This is a genomic window from Streptomyces sp. NPDC057565, from assembly GCF_042801455.1.
GTDB classification, from domain to species: Bacteria; Actinomycetota; Actinomycetes; order Streptomycetales; family Streptomycetaceae; genus Streptomyces; species Streptomyces yanii.
The window spans coordinates 1-11,477 of sequence record NZ_JBHVFU010000115.1; the positions used below are offsets into that span (position 1 = coordinate 1).

General features: G+C 64.7%; 7 protein-coding genes and 4 pseudogenes. 5 read left to right on the forward strand and 6 right to left on the reverse strand.

Annotated features, from left to right (window positions below; genetic code table 11):
• Nucleotides 1–167 precede the first annotated feature (167 nt).
• The 3 genes and pseudogenes from ACFU8W_RS50875 to ACFU8W_RS50885 form a co-directional block, all read left to right on the forward strand.
• Nucleotides 168–583, forward strand: a pseudogene (locus ACFU8W_RS50875) (IS6 family transposase); the annotation flags it as partial.
• 225 nt (nucleotides 584–808) lie between these two features.
• A pseudogene (locus ACFU8W_RS50880) lies at nucleotides 809–1,099 on the forward strand (methyltransferase domain-containing protein); the annotation flags it as partial.
• 993 nt (nucleotides 1,100–2,092) lie between these two features.
• On the forward strand, nucleotides 2,093–4,210 hold the full coding sequence (locus ACFU8W_RS50885) for an RNA-directed DNA polymerase (protein WP_384052649.1): 2,118 nt from the start codon (nucleotides 2,093–2,095) through the stop codon (nucleotides 4,208–4,210).
• A gap of 208 nt (nucleotides 4,211–4,418) precedes the next feature.
• On the opposite strand, the gene ACFU8W_RS50890 is transcribed toward ACFU8W_RS50885, so the two are convergent.
• From ACFU8W_RS50890 to ACFU8W_RS50910, 5 genes and pseudogenes are all read right to left on the reverse strand, one after another.
• Nucleotides 4,419–5,651 carry a restriction endonuclease gene (locus ACFU8W_RS50890; RefSeq protein ID WP_384052650.1) on the reverse strand — a complete coding sequence of 411 codons (1,233 nt, stop codon included), beginning with the start codon at nucleotides 5,649–5,651 and terminating at the stop codon, nucleotides 4,419–4,421.
• Between the two features lie 355 nt (nucleotides 5,652–6,006).
• A pseudogene (locus ACFU8W_RS50895) lies at nucleotides 6,007–6,486 on the reverse strand (hypothetical protein); the annotation flags it as partial.
• Nucleotides 6,458–7,183: pseudogene (locus ACFU8W_RS50900) on the reverse strand (transposase); the annotation flags it as partial. The pseudogenes ACFU8W_RS50900 and ACFU8W_RS50895, both read right to left, overlap by 29 nt.
• A gap of 57 nt (nucleotides 7,184–7,240) precedes the next feature.
• On the reverse strand, nucleotides 7,241–8,110 hold the full coding sequence (locus ACFU8W_RS50905) for a hypothetical protein (protein WP_384052651.1): 870 nt from the start codon (nucleotides 8,108–8,110) through the stop codon (nucleotides 7,241–7,243).
• Nucleotides 8,107–8,337, reverse strand: coding sequence for a hypothetical protein (locus tag ACFU8W_RS50910; protein WP_384052652.1), 231 nt, complete (start codon nucleotides 8,335–8,337; stop codon nucleotides 8,107–8,109). The genes ACFU8W_RS50905 and ACFU8W_RS50910 overlap by 4 nt, the downstream gene beginning before the upstream one ends.
• Nucleotides 8,338–8,566: 229 nt before the next feature.
• Between ACFU8W_RS50910 and ACFU8W_RS50915 the strand changes: the two genes are divergently transcribed.
• Both ACFU8W_RS50915 and ACFU8W_RS50920 read left to right on the forward strand, forming a co-directional pair.
• Nucleotides 8,567–9,136 carry an RNA polymerase sigma factor gene (locus ACFU8W_RS50915; protein WP_384052653.1) on the forward strand — a complete coding sequence of 190 codons (570 nt, stop codon included), beginning with the start codon at nucleotides 8,567–8,569 and terminating at the stop codon, nucleotides 9,134–9,136.
• On the forward strand, nucleotides 9,129–10,106 hold the full coding sequence (locus ACFU8W_RS50920) for a CU044_5270 family protein (protein WP_384052654.1): 978 nt from the start codon (nucleotides 9,129–9,131) through the stop codon (nucleotides 10,104–10,106). Before ACFU8W_RS50915 ends, ACFU8W_RS50920 begins: the two co-directional genes overlap by 8 nt.
• Nucleotides 10,107–10,157: 51 nt before the next feature.
• On the opposite strand, the gene ACFU8W_RS50925 is transcribed toward ACFU8W_RS50920, so the two are convergent.
• Nucleotides 10,158–10,766, reverse strand: coding sequence for a peptidase inhibitor family I36 protein (locus ACFU8W_RS50925; RefSeq protein ID WP_384052655.1), 609 nt, complete (start codon nucleotides 10,764–10,766; stop codon nucleotides 10,158–10,160).
• Nucleotides 10,767–11,477: the final 711 nt, after the last annotated feature.

Sequence of the window (11,477 nt, forward strand, 5' to 3'; positions counted from 1 at the left end):
TCCTCCATGACAGCCATACCCGGAGCCCCCGGGCCCGTCGATCTTACGAATGACCAGCGGAAACCCACGCTTGAAAGGTAGGACTCCATGATCACCTCAGGCTCGTGCCTGCCTTGCGCCCGGGGTGCAATCAGCGGCCTACACACGCCTACTGCCGGTCGGTCTAAGCCACGCAGTTGCGCCGCCGGCAGCCGCGTCCCGGCGACAAATGGCATTTGGATGAGGTGTTCATCAAAGTCAACGGGAAGATGCGGTACCTGTGGCGCGCGGTCGATCAGGACGGCAACGTCCTCGACATTCTCGTCCAGGACCGCCGCGATACGGCCGCAGCCAGGCGCTTCTTCCGCAAGCTTCTCAAGGCCCTCGAGTACGTACCCCGCGTGATCGTCACGGACAAGCTCCGCAGCTAAGCTAAGGTGCCGCCCACCGCGAGGTCATGCCGTCGGTCGAGCACCGCAGTTCGAAGTACCTGAACAACAGGGCCGAGAGCAGTCATCAGCCCACGAGGCAGCGCGAGCGCGCTATGAAGGGCTTCCGCTCCAGCGGAGCGGCCCAGAGGTTCCTTGCCGCCTTCAGCCGGATCTCCAGCCACGCTTCCCCCGACGCCATCTGATCACAGTGAGTGACTACCGCACCGAGATGACCGAACGGTTCCGCATCTGGAAGACCGTCACCGGAGCCCTCACGACCGCCTGACCAGGAAGCCCCCAGCCCGGCCGAACGCCCCTCCAGCACACCTCAACTCGTCTGCCGAAACAGCAACTTGACAACACCCGGCGGCGTGCTGGGGCCGGAACTGCGCGGGAGTGCAGTCGTGATCACCAAGACGCACGAGCACGGTGTGCAGCTCAGCTCCGTCTCCGCCTCGCAGATCCAGGCCATGATGCTGGAGCAGGCCCAGGTGAAGCCCGGGATGCGGGTGCTGGAGATCGGTTCGGGCGGGCTGAACGCGGCCTACCTAGCCGAACTCGTCGGCGCGGACGGTGAAGTCGTCACCGTGGACATCGACCCCGTCGTCACCGGACGCGCGCGCCGGCTCTTGGACGAGCACGGCTACGGCCGCGTTCATGTTGTCACCGCCGATGCCGCCGAGCCGCTATGGACAGAGCCTTTTCCAACCTCAGGTTGAGGCGTGGCGAAGGACGAGCACGGCCTTCACGATGCCGGTGATCCGGTTGCTGTGCAGCGGAGCTTGCGCAGGAGCCGCCAGCTCTTGAGGGCGGCCATGGCCTCGACCGCATCGCCACCGACACCCCGTACACCCAGGCCGCTGCCGGGTTGGAAAAAGCTCACTGACATCCGCGTCAGTTCCGGGACATCTGACCGGCGCGGTGTCGTGCCCCTTGGGGGCAAGGGGCACGACACCTCAACATGCCAGCTGACCTGCGGATACGTACCTTCACAGCCCTCCACTGATCACTGTTGTTTTTCAGCACCTTGTGCAACGCACGTGCAAGATGATCTTGAATGGTTGACGGCACGTCAGAGAAGCCTGAGTAACCGTCAGCCTTCACGGAGAGTTGTCGCCGAAGTGGCCTCGCAACGTCCGATGTCGGTCGTGTCACGCCGACCGCACGGGCGGACGTGGCCTGTTGCTCGTCGCCGCTCTCTCCGACCGGTGGGAATGCGTCCCCCACCCACCCGGCGGCAAGTCCGTCCGGGCCGAGTTGTCGGCGCGCCTTGAACAGTGTGTGGCCACGCCTGGTGGGGTTTGCTGCTCGGACGACAAGACCGGCAACGCGTATCTACGAAGCCCTCCGAGCCCACGACCACTGACGGCCTTCCTCCTGCCCAACGCTGCAGTAGGACCGCCAGGTTCGGTGCGCCGTCAGGTGACCTGAACCGGTGGGTTCGATACTTCGGGCAGCTACGATCTTCCTCAGCGCAGTCGACGGGTCTCAGGAACCCATCCCTTGCGATGGGCCCTCCGGTCCTGACGTCTGGGTGCTGATCACACCGGATGCTAGGGGTCGAGCCCTGTGCTTGTCACAGGGTGGCGGAGGGATACAGCGGCCGCCCGTGCAGGGGCGGTGGAACAGCTCAAGGTGAGGCTCGTCGGCTGCGTCTCACCGACGGGGGACGGGGCGGTTCGATGACGACGGCAGACGACTTCGCGGATCTCAGCCCCGCGGAGTTCCTCCAGGCGGTGGTCAGCGGCTCGATCTACCCGTACACCGAGCACCGGATACCCAAACCTCGTGGCGGACTTCGGACCTTGCACGCCCCCATCCCCCGGTTGTCGTGGATGCAGCAGGAGATCCTGGCCCGTCTGGGCACTCTTCCAGCCAGGTTCCAGCCACACCCGGCAGCGTTCGCGTATCGACGGGGCCGCTCGGTCGTGGACTGCGCGGCAGTCCATCTGCGGGCCCACACCGTGATCCGCCTGGACATCGCCGACTTCTTCGGGAGCATCCGGGAGCGGCATGTCCACGCGGCCCTGAAGGACGCGTGGCCCCGCACGGCGGGACCTGAGTACCGGATCGAACTCGTGGAGGACGACGACGGCTGCCCGGAGATCGGCCTGCGCCGTGTCGGCCGCACCCTCGGTGCGTACACCACGGCCCGGCTGGTCACCGTGTCACCGCCTGCGTCGAACCAGACCTGGACGAACCGTGGCACCGGACACCGCGACGTGTACCTGGAGACCACCGGGCAGCACTTCTCCGTCCGCCGGCCCGCCCTGGTCCACAAGCACACCCGCGAGGGCTTCCTGCCGCAGGGCGCTCCCACCAGTGGGTATCTGTCGAACATCGTCATGCGCGACGTCGACGAGGTCGTCTCGCACCGGGCCGAGTCCTTGGGGTTGCGCTACACCCGCTACAGCGACGACATGTACTTCTCCAGCCGTGGTCCCGTGCCCCACGACCGCGTGGACCGTCTCGTCGCCGAGGTGAAGAGGGCCCTGGAACCGCTGGGCATGAGACTCAACGCGAAGAAGACCTATGTGGCTCGCCCCGGTGCTCGCCGGAGCGTACTGGGCATCGTCGTCGACGGCCCCACTCCTCGCCTGACGCGCGCGTACAAGCGCCGCATCACCATGCATGTGCGAGGGGCCGCGTCGTTCGGTGTCGTGCAGCATTGCCATCATCAGAAGTTCGGAGATCTGGCCGAACTGGACGCTCATGTCACCGGGCTGCTGTCCTTCGCGCACATGGTCGAACCCGGCTGGGCCGGAGAACAGCTCGCGGCCTGGAAGCGGCTGCGTGAAATTCCGCTGGAGCACGAAGAACCGGTGATCGCGCAGTACGGGCTGGATCTTCCTTGGGACGAGGAGGTCGAGGTCTCTCAGGCGGACCTGGCCAAGGCGTCGATCGACGATCTCGTCCGAGGTGCCCAGCGCTATCGCTCGTCCGCCGACTACGTGCAGATGCTCGAGTTCGTCGGACGCTTCAAACGGTACGCCCCGTTCAATGCGATGGTGGTCCACATCCAGAGGCCGGGCGCGCGTTACGTCCTGTCCTCCTCGGAGTGGAAGTCGAAGTACCGGCGGGTACTCAGACCCGGTGCCCAACCGCTGTTGATCTTCCAGCCCCGGGGGCCCTACATGCTCGTGTACGACGTCGGGGACACAGAAGCCCTGCCGGGAGCCCGGGCGCTGCCCAAGGAGGTCACCGCCCCTGTGTCGGTGTCATCGCGGGCCGGTGAGAAGGAAGTCGCGGAGGTCTGGCACCACACGGAGTCGAACCTGGCGCCCCTGGGAATCCGGCTGACCTTGGTCGACCACGCGGCCTCCTCCTGCGGGCGCACGTACCCGAGCGGGTCCGGCGGTTTCGTCGGGCGTCCTGGCAGCAGGCCCGGGGATCGACCGGAGACGTACCCGACGCTGTTCGAGATCGAGGTCAACCGGAATCTGCCCCTGCTGGACCGGTACGCCACGCTGGCCCACGAGCTCGGGCACCTGTTCTGCGGACACCTCGGCGCAGGTCCTGGGGAGACCTGGCCCGACCGTCGGTTGCGGCCCCGCTCGGACGAGGAACGCGCCACGGCCCATGCCCGCAACGAGGTCGAGGCCGAGTCCATCGCCTACATGGTCCTCAGGCGGCTGGACCCGGATGTCCAGATGGGCGACTACATCACCGGACACCTCGGCCCCGACCAGCAGGTCCCCGACAGCGTCGCCCTCAACCTCACGTTCAAGGCCGCCGGCCTGATCATCGAGATGGGGAGGAAACGCGTCCATGCCACCAGGCTCCAGAAATCGAAGAAGTGATCAGGGTACCCACCCTGGATGCGTCGAACCTCTGCGAGTTCGGTCTCGGACGTCGGATCAACCGTCCACTCGCCGCCGGTAGCGCCAGATCTGCCGCAGCAGCAGAGCCTCCATGCCCGGTGGGACTCGAGCTCCGCATCAGGAACGGTCTCCCGGCCGAGCCCCTGATGGACCATGAGAACGACAGAATCTCCTGCCTGCCGTGCCCTCAGACACGCATCCCCAGCTTCAGGGCAGCTTCGCGGGCCTTCTCGTCGGCCATGGCGATGAGTCGCTTCCGGCCACCGTGGGTCTGGAAGTCCGCCTGCGACTTGGCCAGGAGGACTTCCGCCCGCTCCGTCAGTTTGTGCGCTGCGTTCAGTGTCTTGATGCGGTCCTTGGTATACCGGTTGGACGGCAGCGCGTGAACCACACTCGTCTGCGCACGGACGCTAGTGATCAGGCGGCGCACGGTCTGGCGCTGGGCCTCCAGCTCAGCGGCGCGCTGGATCGCGCGCGAGTTCGGGGACTGCCCGCGCCCGGAAGCCACTTGACTCCAGCTGGGCGTCGTCCGGCTCCACCCGGCGGTCCGGTCCTGGCGAGCAGACAGCCGAGACGCTGCCGCGTTCACTGGAGTGATGTGGCCGAGCTCCAGGAGGGAGAACAGCGCGACCCCCCTCTCGTCCGCGAACTTCAGGGCACTGGCCGTATAGCCGCCGGACGCGTAGAACAGCAGGTGATGGTGCGCGTCCGCCACCCCCCGCAGTTCTCGGATGGGGCCGACACCGATCGGCTGACCGTAGTGCTTCACCTGCGCAATGGCATCGTGGGCGATCACGTCGATACCCCCGTCCGCGCCGGAACCTGTCACCTGTGCCTCGGCGAAGCCGATACTGCGCATGTGGTCGACGGCGGCGAGCTCGGCGTCCTGCCATGTGCGGATGGTTCTCGCGCGGAACACCCTCTCCTGTGAGCCGGTGCATTCCTTCGCATGCGGAGGTGTGGATGCCCGGCCGGGATTCCCCGGGTGTGCTCGGGGAATCCCGGAGGCGTCGCTGTCGCCCTGCGCGAGGTACGGAGGAGTGCCCGGGCCGTCGTCATCGCCAGGCCGACCGGCGTCGATCAAAGCACGGGCCACCACCGGCGAAAGGGGCTTGAGCTCCATCACCCCCTCTGGGCCGTCGAGCACGACCGCCTCGCCGAACCGCGACTGACTCCCACTCCCCAGGACGGTGAGGGGACGGCGCAGTTCCATGTGTTCCACCTTGAAGGTGCCCCGCCACAGGAGGAGACGCTGACCGGTCAGCGCGCCGTGGAACCGGAGAGTGGTGAAGAGCGACTCGACCCGCTCACCGGGCGCCAGATGCGTCAGTAACTGCTCGGCCTGTGGTGAGTTGCCTACCCAGCCGCTGCCGCGGACAGCAGCGGAGGTACGAGGGTCGCTGCGGAGACTTGACACCATGCCATCTTGCATCAACTCATCCGTGCAAGCCGAGGGTTCCGGTGCGCAACCTAGTTCCCGGTGCGGAGTGCACCATGAATTCGGCTAATTCTCACGCCAGTTCTCGACCTCACCCGGGCGTCACCGGGTACGCCAGCCTCTGCCTGCCGCTCCTGAGTCCCAGTGGGGTCCTGGCCCGCCTGCCCTGGACGACCACCATCCTGCGCGCTGTGGATCGAGGCAGCCTTCGATCACGACAACGCCTTCAGTACCCTGCGCGGCACCCACCACGGTCCCGGTCCGGGCTGCCCGCCGCTACTGATCGGCGTTTTGGGGCGACAGCGCCCTGCGCGCATTGCCGAACACACCGATACGTCTACGCCGGCAACGCGGGGAACACGACCACCGAGCCGTCCTTGTCGCGGGCAATCTCAATCGCCACGTCTGTCGTACGGCTGTTGACTGTGACGCCACGGCCCAGCTGGTGAATCCGGTGCGCCGCGCTCATGAGGCGATCCACTTCACCGGTCGTGAAGACGGGCGCCCGCAAGCCGCTCGGGCGTGCCAGCTCCAGTGCCGACAGGCGCACCAGGACACCGGCGATGCTCGACTCCATTTCATCGAGGCGCTGCTGATCGCGCCTGAGTTCGCGGGTGAAGTTCTCGAACGGATTGCCGTCGTTGCTCTGTGCGTGCTCGACGGCCTGGAGGACAACCACCCGCCGCTTCAGCGCGATGGCCAGGGAAGCGAGTTCGAGGTGGGTGCGGAACGTACCGCCATGGTCATCGACGCCGGGGAACGCCTTGGTCAGCGTGCCGAGTTCGACGGCCTCGCCCTCGCGCAGTCCGTCGAGCGCGCATGCCGCGCCGCTGGCAGTCCCGCATCAGGCTCGCCCAGGACTCCGAGGACTCGCGGTAGCCGTCGGCCATCGCGATCAGCTCCTTGGTGCCGTCCGCGCGCACGCCCATGACGACCAGGACCACGGCCTTCGCCTCCTCCAGGCGTATCCGCAGGTGAATGCCGTCGGCCCAGACGTAGACGTAGTCCGTGGCGGACAGGTCGCGCTCGCTGAACGTCTTATGGTCGGCCTGCCACTGGGTGGTCAGCCGGGTGACGGTGGCCGGTGACAGGCCGGCCGAGGAGCCGAGGAACTGCTCGAGCGCGGGCACGAAATCCCCGCTGGACAGCCCGTGGAGGTAGAGGAGCGGCAGCACCTCGCTGATCTTCGGGGACTTTCTCGCCCAGGGCGGCAGGATCGCCGAGGAGAACCGCTTGCGCTCGCCCGTCTCCTCGTCGATGCGTTTGTCGTTCACGCGGGGAGCCTTGACCTCGACCGTCCCGGCCGCGGTGGTCACGTTCCGGGGCTGGTGGTGTCCGTTGCGGACCACGAGCCGCCGCCCGCGCTCGTCCTTCTCATCTGCCAACTCGGCTATGTAGGCGTCAACTTCGGCCTCCAGAGCGGCGGCCAGCATCCGCCTGGCGCCCTCCCGGACGATCTCGTCGATCAAGGACCCGCCTCGCGTCGAGCCGTCCTCGGTGACTACCGTGAGCATGGGCGTACCTTCCCAGCCGACGGGCCAACGTCGGCCTACTCGATTCCAGTCAATCGATCACCCGGGAAGGTACGCCCTTCGCATCCAACCCGGGTCCGATCCACAGGTCTTGAGCATTGCTCCGGCCAGACGGATCACGACGTCGTACAGGGCAAGGCTGTTCGCCCGCCGGATGCAGGTGAGGACGTTGGGCCGTTCGTTCTCCAACCGCCCCAGGGCCGCCGTACGCGATTCCATGGGCGGGGACTCCATTTGCAGGACGTCGTCCGGCACCGGCGACGCGACCGCGCCGCTGCGGACGATGTACCTGTTTGCCACGGTGAGAGCGGCCAAGTAGTAACCGCACACACGCTGAACAGTCTCGACGTGCTCCATGTGCCCTCCCTCGTCAGCGAGACCGCGGGCGTAGTCGCGTAAGAGATCGTGGAGCCGGTACCTGCTCCCCGGGTGTTCGTCGATCAGGTGATCGTCGTAGAGGGCATCGAGGCAGCGGCTGGCCTCGGCGACCGAAACTGACGCAAGCGCGGCACCGGCGAACGCGTCGATGTCAGTACCAGGGTAGAACCCGAGACACCGAAAGAACCTCTGCCGCTCCACGGGCAGATCCGCATACGACAGCCCGAACGTCGCGGAGACCTCACGCTCACCGGCACGCAGCTCCCCCAGCCGGTCACGGGCCTGCACCAACCGCTCCCGGAGGTCCTCGGCACTCCAGGACGGATGGTGCCGTAGCCGCGCCGCCAGCAGGGACACCCCGAGTGGCAGATTGCCGGACAGCCCCACCAGCTCCTCAAGGACAGCCCGGTCGAGACTGTCCGCCGGCCGCCCGCTGAGCCGTACGAAAAGGTCGACCGCGTGCCCCGGCGGCAGCGCGTCCACAGCCAGAACCACCTCCTCGTTCGCCGCCAGCCGCTTACGACTGGTCACCAGGACGAGACAGCCGCCCCCACCGGGAGCAGCGGTTCCAGCTGCCGGTAGCTGGCCGCGTTGTCAAGGATGAGCAGCGCACGCTTGTCCGCGAGCCGGCTCCGCCACATGACAGCCCGCGCCTCCGTGACCGCCCCCGTGCACAGGCCGGGCAGTTCGATGAGCGGGCATGGGAGGTCAACGTCCTCGTGGTGGCGCGCGAAGGCGTCGATCAGGGAAGATGGCACGCGAACGCGACCCCTGTTCATGATCTTCGGCTTCGAGAACCTTGATCATCGGGAGTCGCGTTCGTCATTTCCAGTCGGGCACATCGACCACCGCGCACCACACCGGTGCGAACCCCTCATCTCGACATCTGAGAACGCATCAGCCCTGCGATTCTGCCCCCCATCTGAGCGATGCTCATGTGCCTGTAAGTTGCCGCCTCTGGAGGACATATACAGGCTGGAGGGGAATGTGGAGACTTCAACTGACGAACAACGCTTCACAGAGATGTACCGCCAGCACTACGGAGCTGTCGATGCCTACGTGCGGCGGCGGATTCTCGCTGATCATTCGGCCGACTTGGTGGCCGAGGTGTTTCTGGTGGCGTGGCGACGGCTGGGTGACGTGCCTGCTGACGCCGAGCTGCCGTGGCTATATGGGGTAGCTCGGAATGCTCTGGCCAATGCCTACCGTTCACACGAACGCCGACTGCGCCTCGTCGAATTGTTGGCGGCTCAGCCTCATCGTGATACAGGTGACCACTCAGACTTGGTGGCGCAGCAAGAAGCCATAGCCACCGTCTTCGATGGCCTGAACGAAAACGATCAGGAGGTACTGCGTCTCATTCTGTGGGACAATTTGACGCTTCCCCAAGCCGCCAAGGCTCTGGGCTGCACGATCCCTACCCTGCAAGTTCGTCTGCACCGCGCCCGGAAGCGCCTGAGACGGGGAATCGACGTTCTGGCCGAAAGTGGACCGGTCCTGTCTTCGTTGCCTAAACAGCGAACAGGCCAGGCGAAGTGGGGTGGTGCAGATGCATGAGACCGACGATCAGCTTAGGGCCCTTGACCCGGTGCAGTCTGAAGCAGAGCCAGACGAAACGACAATGCGTCAGATTCTCTCTGCCCAGCGAACGCTGACGGGTGAATCTCGACACCTGTCTTCTATGAAGTCACGTTGGGTTGTGGGCGCAGCCGCAACCGTGACGCTTTCCCTCGCTCTCGCCCTGACACAGTTGGGGGGCGTTGCCCCGCAGCCAGCCCTCGCGGTCACCCCAGCGTCGCTGAGCTACCAGACAAGCGACCGTCCAGCGGCCGACGTTCTAGATAGGATCGCGAAGCGAACGGAAAACCTCCCTGATGATTCGCGCCCTGGTACAACACACCTATATATCCAGGACAGTTGGTCGCTGTCGACACGCATCGACGGAGTTCAAGTCACCTCGGCGGTAATCCCTGAGCACAGGAAGACTTGGGTCAAGCTCGACGGGTCTCAGAGGTGGAAGGCGCGAACTCAGAAGCCGCAGTTCGAGTCCGACAAACAGCGCAAGGAATGGGAAGACTCTGGCGCTGTCGGTGACGAGCCCAGGGATCTCTCCGGATCTGCCGGACCGAGGGATAGAACCATTCCCCCGCCAGCGCAGGCGGAAGAAATGCGGAAATGGCTAACGCAGGGATCACCGCAACTCGACTCAGGGCAACTATTCAGTCGCATACGAGAGGTGTATCTGGACAACAGCTTCTCCCCCCGGCAACGAGCTTGGATCCTCGGCATGATCGCCAATGCGCCAGGGGTCTCTTATAGGGGCGAGGTGGTTGATCGCGCCGGACGGACTGGAGCAGGTTTCTCTGTGAACTCCAACTACCGCGGACTGGATACACAGTACAGCGTGATAGTTGATCCCCAATCGGGAAAGCTCTTGAGCTACGAGGAAGAACTCACTGGATCCGCTGGAGCGTTGAATGTGAAAACACCAGCCGTGATCGCCTACGTCACCTATCTCGCGAGCTAAAAGTACTTAGGGTGTGCGGCACACCGTGCCGCACACCCTAAGGGCAATCACTCAGCTGGTGATGAAGTAATCCGCCCGGTTATCAGCCGTGCCGCCGACGTAGGTGTCTCTAGAGTGGGCATATTCACTCCAGAGCCACGTAGGGCCGCTCGTCCAAAAATCTTCATAGACGGTAATTTTCTTACCCCCCTTGTTAGACCAAGATGAAACCTCGTTGTCGAAATCGTATTTCGAGAAGTAAACGGGCGACCTGTGCGTTGCATTCCACTGCAGTCGGCGTCCCCCGAAGTTGGAGTTCTGGTAGAAACAGTACCAGTCGTTGCCGAATATTTGAGTCGGGCAGTTATCCGTCACCTCGGCCGTTTCTTGGTCCAGTACCGGTTCAACGGGTCTCGCGGACTCGCCAGCTACCTTAGCTTGGAGTCTCTGCGCGGCAGGGCTGCTGGCGGGAGCCTGGTCCTCTCCGGGCATCGGGAAAGACATGATCACCTCTCCGCCCTCCCAAGCGATTTCGTTCATACTGATCTGTACACCTCCCTCGGTGTTCGCGAGGACCTGCTCGATCTGCTCCTGCAGGATCTCTTCAGTAGTCGCGCTGGCTGTGGACGTTATTCCAAACGTCAGCATGCCAGCCATCGCCAGCACCTGGAGTTTGCGCATTGAGTTTTCCCCTCCCCATTCGAATGCACGAACTTTCAAGTACGATCCTAGCTTGGGAAGCTTGGCTTTGCGATCAATTTTCGAGATCAACGGACGGCTATCCTGTTACCGCAGTTCGACGCCAATGGGACGAGAGAAACCTTTAAGCTGATGGCGGAGGTGCTGACCCGAGTAGCGGGGGCCGACGGGCCGGGACAAAGGTGCGCTCGCGGATCCTGAAATGTTCGCGCGACACATTCGAGGCAGTGGCCCAAATTTCGGTCGGGCGTGACCGCGGCCGGCGCCCCGGCGCGGAAAATACCGCGACCGGCCAAACAGCCAGAACCGACGGCAACGAACCGACACTCTGCACCTCCCTCGTCCGCTGAGGTTGCCGTCAGCTACAACGCCGAAGCCACGCCAGGCATTACCTGACCCGATACGCTTCTTCACCTGGGAAGTGCTTCTTGTCTCGCGACCGGCAGAACCTTCGACAATGCCTATAGTCGCAGGTCAGGAGCAGGTCTCGCTTTTTTGTCAAGCCTCGGACGGCTGTCCGCGCGAAAGCACGAGGCTAATAAGCCGTCGCGCCCGCCTTGTGACCAGGACGGCTGAGGCTCACCCTCCAAACAGTGCGTGACGAAACCCCGTCCTCCCAGCGAGACCGGAGAATAATCTGAATTGCTGCCATAATGATCCGTGTCGGCGTCACACGGTCCCATACCTCAGATT

Excerpts from the sequence above, each read along its gene's own strand:
- ACFU8W_RS50885 (WP_384052649.1), top strand. The coding sequence starts at position 2,093 with ATGACGACGGCAGACGACTTCGCGGATCTCAGCCCCGCGGAGTTCCTC.
- ACFU8W_RS50890 (WP_384052650.1), bottom strand. The coding sequence starts at position 5,651 with ATGGTGTCAAGTCTCCGCAGCGACCCTCGTACCTCCGCTGCTGTCCGC.
- ACFU8W_RS50920 (WP_384052654.1), top strand. The coding sequence starts at position 9,129 with ATGCATGAGACCGACGATCAGCTTAGGGCCCTTGACCCGGTGCAGTCT.
- ACFU8W_RS50925 (WP_384052655.1), bottom strand. The coding sequence starts at position 10,766 with ATGCGCAAACTCCAGGTGCTGGCGATGGCTGGCATGCTGACGTTTGGA.